Here is a 16,532-nt window from a genome sequence, read left to right as displayed (position 1 = left end):
TGAATTAGCTATGATGCTACCTTTAGAATATAAAGTGCGCAACACCTGCAATCACAGGTAAAGTAACTAATGTTCTTAAAATAAAGATAATAAACAATTCTGCGATATTAACAGGTATTTTACTGCCTAATAATAGTGCGCCTACTTCACTCATGTAAATTAACTGAGTAACTGACATTGCCGCAATAATAAAACGAGTCATATCAGATTCAATTGACGCAGCTAAAATAGATGGGATAAACATATCCGCAAAACCTACCACGATTGTTGTTGATGCTTGTTCTGCTTGAGGAATTTGTAATAGCTCAAGTAACGGGATAAATGGCATACCTAAGTAATCAAAAATAGGCGTGTACTCTGCAATAATCAACGCAATGGTACCTATCGCCATTACTACAGGTAGAACACCAAATACCATATCAATTACATTTTTAATGCCATCCTGAATAGTGCTCTTAATCCCTTTAGCTTGCTCTGCACGTGTTAAAGCTTGGTGAAATCCCCAAGACAGTAAATGATGCCCTTCTGGTGTTTTTTCATCACCTTCTTGGCGCGCTGTACCATCGATATAGAGATCTTTCTTGTTACGTAGCGGTGGTAGTTTAGGTACGATGATCGCAGCCACAATACCCGCTAAACAGACAGATAAGTAAAAAGGTAAAAATAAATATTCTAATTTAACCTGCGAAATAACTACCAATGAGAAAGTAATTGATACAGCTGAGAAAGTCGTACCGATAACAGCTGCTTCACGTTGAGTATAGAAACGCGATTCATACTGCTTACTGGTCATTAAAATACCTACGCTACCGTCACCTAACCATGACGCCATGCAATCAATAGCACTTCGACCAGGTAAATTAAATACCGGACGCATAATCTTAGTTAATAACGTGCCAAATAACTCTAATAAACCAAAGTTAAGTAAGAGAGGTAATAATAAACCTGCAAAAATAAATACACACAGTAAAACCGGCATAAGATCATTAAGCACTAACGCACCAGTATTACCTGAGTTAATCATTTCAGGGCCAATTCCCCAATACGTAGCAACAATAAATATTGCGCCTAACACTCGAATAATTAACCAAATAGGGCTCACATTCAGCAAGTCATTAATAAAAGGCGAGCGCTTTAAAATCGCTGGATTGGCAATTTTGCTTATTAAGCTCAGTATCGCTGTGATCAAAACAACGATGGTGACAATAAGCGTAATTGTGTCACCTAATAATGCTTGTAAGGCTTTAGAAATAATAGCAATCGGGATAGTCAATGCATCATTGTACTGGATAGGTGCCATAAACAATATTAACCCAATTAATGATGGGATAATGAACGTTAATATTGTGCTTAGCGTAAATGATTTTCTTTGTGTCACTCTGTTACCTTCATAAAATAGAGCCGTCAAAACGACTAAAATAGGGTGCAATGTTGCACAGCGGCGCAAGAGTACTTGCTTTGTATAGTGTTGTAAATCGGCAATTAACAGCAAATATTACGTAATATCAATAAAAGTTATGTTTAGGTTTTTGATTTACTTATTCAGAGGGAGTTAAGCTGAAATAGCGCTTTCTCAAAGCAATAAATAACAGATACTTACACAGTGATTAAAGCGATAAGGTTAGAATATGGGATCGATAGTTAGTTCTAATATATTTTAATACATAAATACCTATTTAGGGTTTATAATTTGAGTTAATTAATTCATAAACCTAATAAGAAAGATATTATGAGCAAAGAGCTAATTGTAGAGTCCGCTAACAATCTGAAAAAAGCATTGCCTTTAATGATGAAATATTCAGTGCCAACCACACCGAATAATTATGCTCTTTGGTATCACTATGTTGCTGAAAAAAATCCAGCGCTCAAAGAGTCGATGGATAAGTTACTGTCTGCAAGTGATATTTGTCCTCCAATACAAGCAGAGTCACTTTATCGTAAACATGTCAGCTCTACTGTAGAAAATGAAACGTGGGAGTTTCGTTCAACGCTCGAAAACATGATGACTCAACTGGATCAGCTCATTGGCGATACCCATTCCGATACGACTGAATTTCAACACTCTTTTGATAAAAATGTATCTAATATTGGTAAGGTCGAAGAAGAGGGCTGGTCAATAGAGGAAGTGGTGGGGTTATTAAAAAGCTTAGAAAAAGATGCAAAGCAGATGCGTAATGCAACTCAATTTTTTGGTAATAGCCTTGCATCAGCTAAAAGTGAAATTGGTACATTAAAAGGTCAACTAGAAGAATCACGTAAAGCTGCATTATACGACTCATTAACTGGGCTTCTTAACCGCCATGCCTTTGATACAGAATTAACAAGCTATCTGCAGTCTAACAGTGGTGGTTTTTCAATTATCCTTTGTGATATTGACCATTTTAAAAAGTTTAATGATACCTGGGGGCATCTATTAGGTGACCAAGTATTGAAAGCGGTCGGCCGTAAAATTAATGAAAGTATGCGTGACCAAAGTAGTGCATATCGTTTTGGTGGTGAAGAGTTTGTGATGCTGTTACCTAAAACCAATATCCGAATTGCTCGGCACTTTGCGGAGTCTATACGTAAAAAATTAGAAAGACTATCTTTAAAAGATAAGCGTTCGGGACAGATGATTAACAACATCACCGCTTCATTTGGTGTGGTGGAAAGTCAGCCGAATGAGAGCATAACAGAAGTGATCGCGCGTGCAGACGAATACCTCTATAAAGCTAAAAACTTAGGAAGAAACCGTGTTCTGCCTATTTAATATAGTTAAATTATAATAATCTAAATCATAATGTTACTTTACCATGTTATTTAGTGGTGCCACGTAGTGGTTAATGTTGAGTTTATGCAACAATACAATATTTAACTGCTTTGTTATACCAATTATATTAAATAAGTGATCTAAATTTTACGCAGGAAAAATGACTGAGTTCAAGGCGTGATTTAAGTTAAGTAGTTGCTCTACTTCCGAAAATTACAACGAAGAAATAAGTTATTTTAACAAGTAAAATAGATCAGTTAATTAGTGTGATTGGTATTATTGCTTTCACATATTCTTGAAATAGTTATATTGACTAATATAACGGAGTTTCATAAAGTAAGTTATAGGCATTTTGCTTAAGCTTTACCCTTTACTTTGTTATGCCATTAATAAGTTTATGTTAATGAGATAACACGCGTCCTTATATCAATCATATTAAATAAGTGAGCTGAACTTTACGGAATATTAGTTCTGTAAAATACAACAGAGCATTTATTAAATCTGATTGATTTTATTACTCTTACTTTAAAGGCCTTCTCCATGGAATTATACGGTAGCTACACTTCTCCTTTTGTTCGTCACTGTCGCATTGCACTATTACAAACTGAATTAGAGTGTGAGTTTCTTGAAATTGATGCTGCACAAAGTGCGACATTATCTCCGACTAAAAAAGTACCTCTTTTAGTCGATTGTGAATTAAAGCTGACCGATTCAACTTCTATCCTGACACACTTGTATGAACTAGTGGGAGAAGGGTTTCTAACAGATGTAGAAGAAGTTGAGTTATACAATATGACCAACACAGTATTAGATGCTTGTGTAAACTTAGTAATGCTAGAGAAATTTGATGGTATCACTGCAGATAAAAGTGTGTATCTGACACGTCAAGTTGGACGCATTGAATCAGGTTTAGCTGCTCTGAATGATAAAAGTCTTAGCCAAGCTTTGCCTTTATCACAAGCTGAGATGCGTTTGGCTATCTTCTTAGAATGGGCATTATTCAGGAATAAAATTAATTTAGATGCTTTTCCTGAATTGCAACAGTTACTGGATCTTGCTCAAACTGATGAACACTTTGCACAGACTGCGCCTAAAGAATAATAGAAGAAAAACTCATTAGCCGTAAAGTTAAGTAAATATTAGCTGTTAGGGATAAAAACTATATTAAAAAGGCATGTTACTCATTGAGTAACATGCCTTTTTCTTTGATAGGTATTAATAGCTTACACTTTAATAATTTTACAAGTGTTGGTGAAACCTTGTTGGATATTATCACCGTGCGTTAACAGAATTAAATCACCTTCAGCAATCAAGTTAGATGCTTTTAATGTTGTTAATGCATTTTCGATAAATTCGATACTGTTAGTCGTTGTAGACTCAAACTTAACGGGTGTCACACCACGGTATAAAGCGCAGTAGTTCAAGGTTTGTTGATTACTTGAAAGAGCGTAAATCGGTAGACCAGAACTTAAACGAGACATTAACAATGGCGTTGAACCTGATGCCGTTAATGCCACAATCGCTTTAACACCATTAGTATGGTTTGCCGCGAACATAGTTGTCATTGCTAGTGATTCACCTGGATCATCGAAAGTGTGATTGATACGGTGGTTAGAAACGTTAATACTAGGGTGTTTCTCAGCACCAACACAAACTTCACTCATCGCTTTTACAGTTTCAACTGGGTAATCACCAGCTGCTGTTTCACCAGATAACATCACTGCATCTGTACCGTCTAATACCGCATTCGCCACGTCCATTACTTCTGCACGTGTTGGCATTGGCGCGCTGATCATCGACTCCATCATCTGTGTAGCCGTAATAACAACACGATTCAATCGACGTGCAGTACGGATCATTTTCTTTTGCACACCAACTAAACGAGCATCACCAATTTCCACACCTAAATCACCACGCGCAACCATCACAACGTCTGACGCAAGGATGATGTCTTCTAGCGCTTCTTGTGTTTCAACTGCTTCAGCACGTTCAACTTTCGCAACGATCTTCGCAAAACTACCCGCTTCTTGTGCTAATTTACGAGCATAATGTAAGTCAGCACCATTGCGAGGAAAAGAAACAGCAAGGTAATCACAACCGATTTCAGCAGCTGTAAAGATATCTCGCTTATCTTTTTCTGTTAATGCAGCAGCAGATAAACCGCCACCTTGCTTATTGATGCCTTTATTATTTGAAAGGGGACCGCCAATGGTAACAACAGTGTGTACTTTGTTACCTTCAACAGATTCAACTTTAAGTTGAACACGGCCATCGTCTAATAATAAAACATCGCCCGTATCAACTTCTTGTGGAAGGGTTTTGTAATCTAAACCAACATGTTGTTGATTACCTTGGCCTTTTTCTACATCACTATCTAATGTAAATTTATCGCCAACAGCTAATTGGATTTTATTGTTTTCAAAAGTAGATACACGAATCTTAGGGCCTTGAAGATCGCCCATAATTGCTACTTCTTTACCAAGCTTAGCTGCGATTTCTCTGACTTGTTGTGCGCGTTTAATGTGGTCAGCTGCTTCACCGTGGGAAAAGTTCATACGTACCATATTGGCACCAGCTGCAATGATTTGCTCTAAATTATTACCACGGTCCGTCGCTGGGCCTAAAGTAGTAACTATTTTCGTACGTCTTGCCATGTTAACTCCTGTTACATATAAAAAATATAAGACTAAAAGGGGGTTAATAAATGCACCGTTATACTGTAATACTTTTAAAACGCTTCATCATTAGTTTTTTCAAAACGAGAGTCTTTTATACCCGCCTTTACCCTTTTTAAATTATCTCTAAACTTTGCACCACGGCGTAATGTAAAGCCAGTAGTGAGTACATCAATAAGAACTAGTTGTGCGATACGCGAAGACATCGGCATATAAATATCTGTATCTTCTGGTACACCTAAAGAAAGCACTAAATTACTTTGTTCTGCCAGTGGTGAATCTTCAGCTGTTAAAGCGATAACAAAGGCATCATTCTCACGTGCTAATTCTGCTATTTCCACTAATGGCTTAGTTCTACCCGTGTGTGAAATTAATACAATCACGTCACCTTCACTACCATTAATACAGCTCATACGTTGCATTACGATGTCATCGAAACAAGACACTGGAATATTAAAACGGAAAAACTTATTCAACGCATCATGAGCAACAGATGAAGATGCGCCTAAACCGAAGAAGGATATTTTGTTTGCTTGCGTTAACACGTCGACAGCGCGATTAATGAGGTTAGTGTCTAACCCATTTTTAGCTGCGTTCAAACAAGCCATAGTAGATTCAAAAATTTTCGAGGTATAAGCCTCCGGACCGTCATCTTCATTTACATTTCGGTTCACATAAGGCGTGCCATTGGCTAAACTTTGTGCTAAATGTAGTTTAAAATCTGGAAAACCCTTGGTATCTAAACGACGACAAAAACGATTAACAGTCGGTTCACTAACCTCTGCTATTTTGGCTAGGTTGGCAATGCTAGAATGAATCGCTGTTTCTGGGGATACTAAAATAGCTTCAGCTACTTTTCGCTCCGATTTACTAAAAGTATCAAGGTTTTTTTTAATTAACTCTAACGTATTCATAATATGTTCACTCAGCAAAAAGTTGGTGTTTAGTAATAGAAAATTTGTAACTAAAAATGAAATAAAACTACGTAAACAACCCGTAATATTTGCTAATCATTATAGAATAGCTAATATTTTATGTCATTTTATTACATTCGAATAATGTTTCAGATCAAATAATTAAAATTTAAATTAAAAAATTGAGAGGCAGATCTGTCTCTTATCTCATAAAAATATGAAAAAAGGCAGGAGTCGTATCATGTTATCAGTTGTTGTAGATGTTGGTGGCACCAATATACGTTTAGCAGTGTTAGATGTTGTGACCGGAGAAATAAGCAAAGTACGAGAATATCCTTGTATGCAATTTATTACTTTAGATGCCGCTTTAGCACAATATTTTGTCACTTTACCCGACCCAGTCAGCCATTTATGCATCGGTATCGCCTGCCAAGTTGAACATGACCTAGTACAAATGACCAACTTAAATTGGAAATTTTCTAAGCAAGCATTACAACATAAATTGTCTCTTAAAACACTACATGTGATCAATGACTATACGGCTATTTCATTAGCCGTTCCCTTTGTCGAAGATAGCCAAAAAATTCAAATTGGTAGCGGCAAAGAAGTTGAAGATGGTGTAAAAGCCGTGTTTGGGCCTGGTACTGGGTTAGGTGTTTCACATTTACTAAAACACAAAGAGAAATGGCTAAGTTTGGATGGAGAGGGCGGCCATACTAGCTTTGCACCAAACACCTCACAACAAGCAGACGTGTTATTGCTACTTCAAAGCCAATTTGGTCATGTTTCTAATGAACGATTAATGTCAGGGCAAGGGCTAGTTAACATTTACCATGCTTTATGTCGATTAGCAGGCAAACAACCTGAATATTTCGAAGCAGCGCAAATATCAGAAGCAGCCTTGAATAATGAGTGTGAGCTCGCAACACAAACATTGAACCTCTTCTGTGAAGCATTAGGTAGTTTTGCTGGAAATCTAGCTTTAAGCTTAGATTGTAAAGGAGGAGTCTATATTGCTGGTGGTATTATTCCTCGGTTCGTTGATTTTTTCAAAATTAGTGAATTCAGAGCGTACTTTGAAGCAAAAGGGCGACTTAGCCATTATTTAAAAGGTATTCCGACGTTCCTAATTACACACCCCAACCCAGGGTTATTGGGCGCTTCAGTGTATTTACAACAAGAATTAGCATAAATCCCTGAATTATTAGCGTTAATGGTTGATTTACCGCAACGAGTTAACTATCATGCGCATCGCTTTATTATTAAAACTATTACTTTAGTCTAATAAACAAGCAATTTACGGAGAATTGGCCGAGTGGCTGAAGGCGCACGCCTGGAAAGTGTGTAAGGGGCAACCCTTCGAGAGTTCGAATCTCTTGTTCTCCGCCACATTAAGTACCGAATAAGTACGAGGAAACCCGCAAACCTTAATAAGGTTTGCGGGTTTTTTATTTCTAAGTTAACTTCTTTTTTTTTAATAAGCTTTTTCATCTGAAATTTATCTATGTCATTAAATGTAAAAATTAATCGAAGTTAAATGAAGATTTCGTTTAAATATTTTATAATATTTTTTTATTACTTTTTCTGCAACACGTCGTTCCTTACATAAAGCTAAATTAAGTATGTATCAAAGTTATTTATCTATACGTCAATCTTTTTAGTCAATTTGTAAACTATTAGTAAGTTTTATTTAAAAAAGCATAATTGAACAGGCACTTTAATTTAAAAGGACTTTTTATGAGTTATCAAGCAGAGTTTTCCGGCTGGGGTGAACTAATACTAACGGATTTAATGGTTGCTTATCGAAAAGCTAAAGTTGACTGTTTTATGGAGGACGGGTATCCCTCAGCTATAGATTTTGCTGAGTTTGAAGAAAACCTACTAGGTAATTTAAAGCACTTGTTAAAGGAATGGCAAGAACATGATGGACCAAAAGACTTAAGTAATTATTTTGGAAAATTTAGGGTTGTTCCCAAAAAGGTTTCAAGTAAACCTAAAGAAGATTGGAAAAATGGGCATACTCATTTTTCCAATAAAAAAAGAGCGTTTGAACATTTTTGTAAGTTTAATACCATAACGCCAGAATTTCGAATTGTTGGTAATTTCCCAGTTAAAACACACATTCTATCTGCGCTCTGGATCAATATGGTGGGTCATAAGTTTGATTCATGTTTAAGTGAAAGTGATGTTTATGGCGCGAGATTAAAAAGGCTAAAAGGTGAAGGTGCTAATAAAGAGAAGCCTTTTAATCTTGCTGGTATTGGTTCTTTTAAACCCTATTATCAACCTTATAAGCAATGGCGCAATGACGGTTTGTCGGCGATTAGAAGTGAACTTGAACATAAGCGTCCTGTAATAGCCGTTTCATTAGATTTAAAAAGTTATTACCACACTATTGATCCAAGCTTTCTCTCAGAGTTGAAGTTTCAAGAAACAATAGGTTTAGTTGAAGATAAAGTACTTTCAAAAACAGAACAAGAGTTTACAAAAAAAATAGTCAGACTACTTAAAGAGTGGGGAAAGGCTGCTAATGACTTTTCAAAAAGTTTAACAACTTCAGCTAAAGCAATACCTAGCGGGCTTGTTATGGGTTTAACCGTCTCTCGTGTGATTTCTAACGTATTACTTTGTAAGTGGGATAAATTAATTCGCGAGGAGTTGGCTCCGGTTCATTATGGACGGTATGTTGATGATATGTTCATAGTACTTCATGATGGTGGGAAAATTCATGACACTAAGTCATTTATGAGTTTTTTATCTGAACGATTAAAATTTGAATACCGAAATCGTGAAAAACCTGTTTTAAAGCCTGATGATAAAAACTCTGAACTATGGAGTATTGATTTACCTAAATACTACCTAAAAGAGACAAGAATCCAGTTTCAATCAACCAAACAAAAACTATTCATCTTAGAGGGAGAGGCTGGCTTAGATTTGGTTGATAGTATTGAACAAGAAATGTATAAGCTCTCGAGTGAGCATAGGCTTATGCCCTCAATTGATCAGTTTGAACAAACAACAGCCGCGAAAGTACTGATTGCTGCTGAGTCATCGAGTGAAAGTGCGGATACTTTAAGAAGGGCAGATGGATTAACCCTTCATCGATTGAGTTGGTCTATCCAGTTAAGGCAAGTTGAAACTGTTGCTCGCGATATTCCTCCCTCGGGCTGGGTAAAAGAGCGTAAAGAGTTTTACCAATTTGCACACGATCATATTTTATGCCCTGAAAAGATACTAAATCATTACACTTATTTGCCAAGATTGTTAAGCCTAGCTATTTCCCTTAAGGATTGGGACGATGCTAACAAAATTGTAACCGCCACATTTGATGCTTTAGATGACCTTATTACTCATTTAAAAAATAATCAAAACAGCGGTAATATAAATGGCGTTGAAAAATGTGTTTTCAATGATGAGTTATGGAATGAATTATATAAATCTTTAGCGCATTCATTTATTGATAGTGCGGCTAAGTCTTACCCTACCGAGTTTAAAAATGAAGCCGCGAGCAATTCGGTTAAAAAGCTTGCAAGGGTGTTCATGAAAACACTAACAGAGCGTTTTAGCTTTGAAAATGATGAGTTTTTCTCTTCATATATTGATAATGGTTTTTATGAAGTTGCGCCTAAGTTACAAAAAAGTGATTTGGCAAAGATCCCCTATAAAGTAATGCAACATTTACATGCTTTCATTGAAAAAAATGAAGATAATACGCAGTTAATATCAGAACAAAAAGAAATTCTATCGGCATTGAGCAAAGATGGGTTTTTAAACGCAACTCATTTAATAAAATTTTTGGCCAAGACACAAAATAAGCGGTTGCATCGAGGTGGTAATCTTGTTTATGAAAATATAACCCCTTTTGTTTTTCCTATTAGGCCCTATACTTCGTCAGAAATAGTTGAACTTGCACCTGAATGCATAGGCAAGAATGCGAAGAAAAACTCCAGCTCAATAAAAATGCTCGCAAAATATATTTCAGTGCTTAGAGGGGCTTGGGTTTCCCCAAATTTGTTAGATCCACCTGTCACCCCATCCAAACCTTCAAAAAATATCAAAATAGGTAATGGCAATGCTAATAAGGTGTTAGTTGCAGTTGCTAGTTTAGCCACTAAAGAAACAAGTTGGGAAAAATCAGCTTGTGATCGACCAGATCACTATTTGGAGCGTTATAAGCAAATTTGTGAATTGATTAATAATGTTATTTCATCAAAGCCTAAACCAGAATATTTATTTTTACCTGAATTATCACTGCCCCTTAAATGGGTTGATAGTATTTCTAGTCGTTTAATAGGTGTCGGGATAAATTTGATTGCTGGTACAGAGTACAGACATTCTAGTCATAATAAGCTTATTAGTGAAGCTTGTTTAGTTTTGAAAGATAACCGCCTGGGATACCCGCACTGGACTAAAATTTGGCAACAAAAAATAGAGCCCGCACCTTCAGAAGACGAAACACTTACAAGGATATTTGGTAAGACATGGAAAACATCAAAAAAATCCAAATGGTTGAAGCCAGTTTATAACCACAATGGTTTTCATTTTGGCGTGATGGTTTGCTCAGAGTTACAAAATAGTAAAACTCGAGTAGCTTTTCAAGGTAAAGTAGATGCTTTAGCCGTTTTATCTTGGAACAAAGATTTGGATACATTTTCCACACTAATAGAAGCAGCTGTATTAGACATACATGCATATACAATTTTTGTAAATAATCGCCAATATGGAGATAGTCGGGTTCGTGCTCCTGCAAAGCAAAGCTTTCGCAGAGATTTGGCTCGAATCAAAGGTGGTGAAAATGATTTTTTTGTGACCGTCAGCCTAGATATTAAAAGCCTTAGAGAGTTTCAAAATAGGGCTAAGCGTTGGCCAGTAGATACCGATTTATTCAAGCCTGTACCTGAAGGGTTTGTTGTTGCTAATTCACGTAAAATATTACCACCGAGGTAGAAGTTAAATATGACATGTTTTGAAACAGGTTTTGCCGTTTTATTAAATATTGAGACTTGGAAAAGTTGGGTTCCAATCATTAGCTTATTTGTGGCTATAGGGGCTTTATCTATCGCTTATTGGCAAGTTCAAGTAGGTAGAAATACCTCGGCTGCAGCACAAGCGCATGGAATTTATCAACAGTATTTAGCGCTATGCATAGCCCATCCTGAGTTTGCTAGTGGTGATTATGTTGCTAAATCAAAAAAAGACCCAGAATACGATAAATACACATGGTTTTTCTCAAATATGTTATTTGCTTTTGAACAAATATTAGAAGCTAAGCCAAATGATGAAAAGTGGATTGAAGCGATCAGATCTCAACTTAAAAAGCATAAAGTTCACCTTGCAAAATCAAGAACAGCACACAGTAAGCAGTGGCATAAAGACTTAGATAAAATTATAAGAAAAATAAATGGATAAAAGGGACTATTTTTACATTGGAGATGTTACCTATTTAATGCTTATTTATATTTAATTACGGGACATCCAATCTTTAAATTTAATAGTATTAATTGCTTATTAGAAATTAGTTCTTTAATTATATGTTTGGATGTTTCATTTTCGCGTTTACACCACTTTTTCTTCGCAACATTATATCGTCTATAAGGCACAATGATATGCACATGAAGGTGACTTGCTTAGTGTACACGTTTGGTTTTGAGGGATTACGAATCATAGTGTACCCATTATGCAAAATAAAGCCTAAAGGGTACTGTTTTATCCGACTTTGACTGTAGTCATTTAGGTATATCTAATGGGTATATTTTTAAAAAAGTATTTACTCTTTTATTCCTTAATCCACTTAACTATAGCTGTTGCTTGGCAAGATGTGACTCCAGTAAACCCATTTCTTCCCATAGAAATTCTTATGCGTTGCTCATTGATAGGGGAAATTGTATTTCCTTTGCTTTCTGCATGCTCCCATGCGATAGATGTCAATTGACTTTTGCATGCTGTTGCTACTGCATCACTTTCAGGTACAAATTGATAGCGAGAATAATATACCGTGATTCCAAACCCCTCATCATTATTTTCTATGCCGTATTCTGTATCTTTGTCATAGGTTGATAAAGGAATGTTAGAGTGGCTAACAGGAGCGGCGCAGCCAATCATAAAAACACTCATTAATGCGATTATCAAAAATTTCATACTTACCTCTAGTTGGTTAATTATTCATAGGTTTTGCGAGATAGAGAGCTCGAAAACACCTATATGCTTAAAAAAGCGCTAGAATATATATTTACACCTTATTTAACAATGGATTAGATGTTTTTTTACTGGATTTTTTAAAATATTGTCTAGTCTTTAGGCAGCACTTTTTAACTTATTGCTATGAGAGGTTTTATTGATTAAAGCAGTACAAAGGGGTGGTACAAAGTGAAAAAATAATATAAACGTAAGGTTTTGATTTTAAATGAACTTATATTGGCAAGTTACATTCGAGAGTTGGTCACATTAAATACCGTCGAGGTACGAGAAAATCCGCAACACCTTTTTATAGACCTGTAGGTTTTTTATTTCTTCACTTTTGTTCATTGCAATTTCACTGTACCAATATAAATAGCATAGATCGAAAATTTAATTGTTTAGCGTTTATAACCTTGTTGAACCTTCATCAAAATTACAAGTCTCAATATCGCTCATAGGTATTAATGTAACTTTTAATGATTTTCACATAACAAGCTGGCCAGCTACTGGCGGAAAATCTATTCAAATTTTATGTTATGTTTGCTTATACCTTAAAGGCTCAAGATGCATTTATTCTGAACTTTAATGCATTGTTAATAAATTAGTTATTTATGAAAGGTTAATTTAATGAAAGTTATAGTTTTAATGTTATTTACTTTATTTATGGTCAGTGCTTGTCAGTTAACTCGTGTCGAAGGAGAAGTAGACGATGTTGCAATAAAAGTGAATACAAAAGGTGATAAAAATACTTCAGGTAAATTTTGTCCACCGGGACAAGCTAAGAAGGGCAGGTGTTAATAAATTATTGAAACTAAACTAGTTAATTTTTTTCTTAATGATATATGACCTCCCTGTATCAATGATATGAAGCTCAGTGAACTAAGGAGTGACCATATATGTCCTGTACACTGTTAAGGCAATTCCCTTTATTATTGTCTTAAAAGCAATAGTGTTCCGTATTTATTCCCATATATCACCACATAAAAACAGGTAATAATGCATTCAACGTAAACATTGTTAGTTTCGATGTTGTTACTTTGATTGTGTCACTACTCTTTCATAAAAGTGATTTAATCTCATTGAAAAACAAGTTTTAGGCACCATTTATTAATAAATCGCCTTAATACTTTATCTTAATAATAGAGAGTGAATTATGATTACTTTGCACGGTTTTTCCGCTAGTAACTACTACAATTTAGTGAAGCACGTATTACTCTATAAACAACTACCCTTTCAAGAAAATCTGGTTTATGCAGGCAGTGAGGCGCTATTAGCTGTTAGTCCTGTTGGTAAAGTACCGGCTATAACTACGGCTGAAGGATTAAACCTTTCTGAGTCGAGCGTGATTTGTGATTTCTTAGAAGAAACATACCCAGAGATTCAACTCTATCCGCAAGACAATGGCGAGCGAGCTGTTGTGCGTCAAATAATGAAAATAGCAGAGCTTTATTTTGAGCTGCCATGCAGACGATTTATTCCTTATGTTTTTTCCGGTACTGATGCTCCAGAGTCGCTTAAAGTTGAAGTTCGTGAAGTATTAACACGCGGTATCATTGCTTTAAATCATCTATGTCAATTTACACCTTGGGTAGCTGGTAATGACTTTACTATGGCAGATATCTACGTGTATTACGTAAATCAAATCGTTATTAAGTTTGGAGCAAGCCAACTTGATTGGGATATCCTAGCTGATATACCAGGAATGAAGGTGTGGAATGCTTCGATGGGGGAATCTGAAATTGCTCAACAGATTGCAGCAGATCGTGATGCAAATATGCCCGAACTTATTGAAAAAGTGACAGCGCTAATTAACGCTAAATAAAGATGCTTTATTGGCATTAAAAATAAGCTAACAAATAAAAAGCTAATCAATACAATCTATTAATTGGTTAGCAATCAAATTATGTTCAGGAGAATATATCAATGACAAATATCCAACTTACTTCAACAATCAGCGAAGACAACAAACTAACACTGGCTTTAAAAGATATCGATATGCCACAGCCAGCTGACGATGAGGTTGTCGTTCGCCTTGAAGCTGCGCCTTTAAACCCTTCTGATTTAGGTGTTTTATTTAATGCTGCAGATATGGCGAATGCGACACAGTCAGGTACTCCTGAAAGCCCAGTGATCACTGCAGATGTTCCAGCTCAGTTTATGCCTTCTCTTGAGAAACGTGTTGGTAAAGCAGTCGCTGTTGGTAATGAAGGTGCAGGTACAGTGGTTGCAGCTGGTTCATCACCTGAAGCGCAAGCTTTAATGGGAAAAATGGTTGCTGTGATCGGCGGCGGTACTTATCGTCAATTTATTAGCGCTAAAGCGCAAAGCTGTTTAGTTTTAAAAGAAGGTACAACGGCTAAAGAAGGTGCTTCATCTTTTGTTAATCCATTAACTGCGTTAGCGATGGTAGAAACGATGCGTACTGAAGGTCATAAAGCGATTATTCATGCAGCGGCAGCATCTAACCTTGGGCAAATGCTAAATCGTATTTGTATTGCTGATGGTATTGATTTAATCAATATTGTTCGTAAACCAGAACAAGAGAAACTATTGCGTGATATGGGTGCTAAATATGTTGTTAACTCTAGTAGTGAATCTTTCCTGACTGATTTAACAGATGCGATTACTGAAACAGGTGCAACGATTGCGTTTGATCCGATTGGTGGGGGTCAGTTAAGCAGTGATATTTTGAACTGTATGGAAGCCGCAGCAGCAAAAGAGATGGAAGAGCATACAATTTATGGCTCAGATACTTTCAAGCAAGTTTATATCTATGGTGCTCTAAACCGCGGCCCTATTACTATTAATCGTAACTTTGGTTTTGCATGGGGTATCAATGGTTTCTTATTGTTCAATATACTAGGTAAATTAGGTACTAAAACTGTCGCAGCAATGCGTGAACGTATTGCGAATGAGATCACGACGACATTTGCTAGCCACTACACGCATGAAGTGTCGCTATCAGAGATGTTACAATTAGATTCAATCGCTGCTTACGCTAAGGTAGCAACGGGTGAGAAATATTTAGTAACACCACAAGCTTAATTGCTTATTTAGGGGAGTGAAATGCTCCTCTTCATCATCAAATGTTTGAAAGCAGAGACAAATGTCTCTGCTTTTTTGTGGGTATGAAAAAGTAGTTCGCTTGTTACCTTTTAGGATTTTTCTCGATGGATGTTTGTATTGGTTTTTGGGTTGACCCAAGCAGGGAGACTGAAGTCACCGCCCTTGGTTAGCGGTTAATAGTTCCTTGGGGCTTTGGTTTTAGAAACTGGTAAATAGTCAAAAGCGGTGAAGCCTTTGGGGCGGTGGCTTTAGCCTCCCTTGAAGATGTAATGAATAAAAGAAAATACTTTGTTTGTTACCTTGTTGTGTTTAAACATAAGCGAGAACACCCATTCCTTTTAACAGATTGCGATTCTATACCTAATATATAAATAGAAATTAATGGATGTCCAGTTGACTGTCATTTGGCTAACAAGGTAATTCAAAGCGGACACGCAACAGTTGACCATCGCTTCGCGATTATAGCCAACGTTGCTTGGTCGTTTAATGTTAAGCGTTGAGGCTGTAGAATTTCTGCGAAAAGAACGTTTTTAAGTTCTTTGTTCACAATCTCTTATTGTACAAAAAAACAACCTTTATTGAGCTAACCGTCTGTGATCTAATAGTTCTTATTCGCTCAGAAATAAATATGGTGGCACTCTTTTAAAGTAAAGAGGTAAACCTGACTTATCTTGTCAAAGTAAATTCATTCTGATTGATTTCACACAGCAAATTATTCTCGATGCACTTCAATAACTACTTTTCGATGTTGCAGCTTATTCATTTTAATAAGGTAGACGGTTAGGAGCTACTGTGCTTATTTTTTAAAGTAAGAGGAGTAAAGGAATGAATAAATTCACACTGCGCGGGCAAGAAAAAGTGAATACCCAATGGAAAATGTACTGTCTCGTTCATAATATAGAGAAGTTAAGGAATAGTTTACATTAAGCCAAAGGCTAAGCCCTTAAACCG

At 36.2% G+C, this 16,532-nt stretch carries 12 protein-coding genes, 1 tRNA gene and 1 pseudogene; 10 read left to right on the top strand and 4 right to left on the bottom strand.

Features of this window, described 5'->3' with window-relative positions; genetic code table 11:
* Nucleotides 1–22 precede the first annotated feature (22 nt).
* Entirely contained in the window at nt 23–1,300 is a 1,278-nt protein-coding gene (locus V5290_RS00070) for a YjiH family protein (RefSeq protein ID WP_416351590.1), read from the bottom strand.
* Nucleotides 1,301–1,729: 429 nt separating this feature from the next.
* Between V5290_RS00070 and V5290_RS00065 the strand changes: the two genes are divergently transcribed.
* Both V5290_RS00065 and V5290_RS00060 read left to right on the top strand, forming a co-directional pair.
* Complete coding sequence (locus tag V5290_RS00065; RefSeq protein WP_333380482.1) at nt 1,730–2,749, top strand: GGDEF domain-containing protein; 1,020 nt, start codon at nt 1,730–1,732, stop codon at nt 2,747–2,749.
* A 540-nt stretch (nt 2,750–3,289) separates the two neighbouring features.
* Nucleotides 3,290–3,850, top strand: coding sequence for a glutathione S-transferase (locus V5290_RS00060; protein WP_333380480.1), 561 nt, complete (start codon nt 3,290–3,292; stop codon nt 3,848–3,850).
* A 122-nt stretch (nt 3,851–3,972) separates the two neighbouring features.
* Here the strand turns inward: V5290_RS00060 and pyk are convergent, their stop codons facing one another.
* Nucleotides 3,973–5,403: a pyruvate kinase gene (gene pyk, locus V5290_RS00055; protein ID WP_333380478.1), complete on the bottom strand. Its 1,431-nt coding sequence runs from the start codon at nt 5,401–5,403 to the stop codon at nt 3,973–3,975.
* A 74-nt stretch (nt 5,404–5,477) separates the two neighbouring features.
* Entirely contained in the window at nt 5,478–6,338 is an 861-nt protein-coding gene (locus tag V5290_RS00050) for a MurR/RpiR family transcriptional regulator (RefSeq protein ID WP_333380476.1), read from the bottom strand.
* Nucleotides 6,339–6,555: 217 nt separating this feature from the next.
* Here V5290_RS00050 and V5290_RS00045 point away from each other — a divergent pair, with 217 nt between their 5' ends.
* The 4 genes from V5290_RS00045 to V5290_RS00030 all read left to right on the top strand — a co-directional run bounded on the left by V5290_RS00045 (nt 6,556) and on the right by V5290_RS00030 (nt 11,747).
* Nucleotides 6,556–7,530 (top strand): glucokinase, encoded by a 975-nt coding sequence (locus V5290_RS00045; RefSeq protein WP_333380475.1) that lies wholly within the window; start codon nt 6,556–6,558, stop codon nt 7,528–7,530.
* 109 nt (nt 7,531–7,639) lie between these two features.
* Nucleotides 7,640–7,727, top strand: a tRNA-Ser gene (locus tag V5290_RS00040).
* Between the two features lie 348 nt (nt 7,728–8,075).
* A complete protein-coding gene (locus tag V5290_RS00035) occupies nt 8,076–11,285 on the top strand; it encodes an RNA-directed DNA polymerase (protein ID WP_333380473.1) in 3,210 nt (1,069 codons plus the stop codon).
* 9 nt (nt 11,286–11,294) lie between these two features.
* Nucleotides 11,295–11,747 (top strand): hypothetical protein, encoded by a 453-nt coding sequence (locus V5290_RS00030; protein ID WP_333380471.1) that lies wholly within the window; start codon nt 11,295–11,297, stop codon nt 11,745–11,747.
* Between the two features lie 366 nt (nt 11,748–12,113).
* Here V5290_RS00030 and V5290_RS00025 read toward each other — a convergent pair whose 3' ends face one another.
* On the bottom strand, nt 12,114–12,476 hold the full coding sequence (locus tag V5290_RS00025) for a hypothetical protein (protein WP_333380469.1): 363 nt from the start codon (nt 12,474–12,476) through the stop codon (nt 12,114–12,116).
* Between the two features lie 666 nt (nt 12,477–13,142).
* On the opposite strand from V5290_RS00025, the gene V5290_RS00020 reads away from it, so the two are divergent.
* The 4 genes and pseudogenes from V5290_RS00020 to V5290_RS00005 form a co-directional block, all read left to right on the top strand.
* Nucleotides 13,143–13,313: a hypothetical protein gene (locus V5290_RS00020; RefSeq protein ID WP_333380467.1), complete on the top strand. Its 171-nt coding sequence runs from the start codon at nt 13,143–13,145 to the stop codon at nt 13,311–13,313.
* Nucleotides 13,314–13,668: 355 nt separating this feature from the next.
* On the top strand, nt 13,669–14,337 hold the full coding sequence (locus V5290_RS00015) for a glutathione S-transferase family protein (protein ID WP_333380461.1): 669 nt from the start codon (nt 13,669–13,671) through the stop codon (nt 14,335–14,337).
* A gap of 95 nt (nt 14,338–14,432) precedes the next feature.
* Nucleotides 14,433–15,560 (top strand): zinc-binding dehydrogenase, encoded by a 1,128-nt coding sequence (locus V5290_RS00010; protein ID WP_333381263.1) that lies wholly within the window; start codon nt 14,433–14,435, stop codon nt 15,558–15,560.
* A gap of 837 nt (nt 15,561–16,397) precedes the next feature.
* Nucleotides 16,398–16,508 (top strand): annotated as a pseudogene (locus V5290_RS00005) (transposase); the annotation flags it as partial.
* Nucleotides 16,509–16,532: the final 24 nt, after the last annotated feature.

The organism is Psychromonas arctica, from assembly GCF_036697365.1.
Classification (GTDB): Bacteria; Pseudomonadota; Gammaproteobacteria; order Enterobacterales; family Psychromonadaceae; genus Psychromonas; species Psychromonas arctica_A.
The sequence above is the reverse complement of the archived record's forward strand: the minus strand, read 5'-3'. Positions and strand labels throughout refer to the sequence as shown.

Coding starts and splice junctions, on each gene's coding strand:
- V5290_RS00070 (WP_416351590.1), bottom strand. CDS start 1,300: ATGGCACCTATCCAGTACAATGATGCATTGACTATCCCGATTGCTATT.
- V5290_RS00065 (WP_333380482.1), top strand. CDS start 1,730: ATGAGCAAAGAGCTAATTGTAGAGTCCGCTAACAATCTGAAAAAAGCA.
- V5290_RS00060 (WP_333380480.1), top strand. CDS start 3,290: ATGGAATTATACGGTAGCTACACTTCTCCTTTTGTTCGTCACTGTCGC.
- pyk (WP_333380478.1), bottom strand. CDS start 5,403: ATGGCAAGACGTACGAAAATAGTTACTACTTTAGGCCCAGCGACGGAC.
- V5290_RS00050 (WP_333380476.1), bottom strand. CDS start 6,338: ATGAATACGTTAGAGTTAATTAAAAAAAACCTTGATACTTTTAGTAAA.
- V5290_RS00045 (WP_333380475.1), top strand. CDS start 6,556: ATGAAAAAAGGCAGGAGTCGTATCATGTTATCAGTTGTTGTAGATGTT.
- V5290_RS00035 (WP_333380473.1), top strand. CDS start 8,076: ATGAGTTATCAAGCAGAGTTTTCCGGCTGGGGTGAACTAATACTAACG.
- V5290_RS00030 (WP_333380471.1), top strand. CDS start 11,295: ATGACATGTTTTGAAACAGGTTTTGCCGTTTTATTAAATATTGAGACT.
- V5290_RS00025 (WP_333380469.1), bottom strand. CDS start 12,476: ATGAAATTTTTGATAATCGCATTAATGAGTGTTTTTATGATTGGCTGC.
- V5290_RS00020 (WP_333380467.1), top strand. CDS start 13,143: ATGAAAGTTATAGTTTTAATGTTATTTACTTTATTTATGGTCAGTGCT.
- V5290_RS00015 (WP_333380461.1), top strand. CDS start 13,669: ATGATTACTTTGCACGGTTTTTCCGCTAGTAACTACTACAATTTAGTG.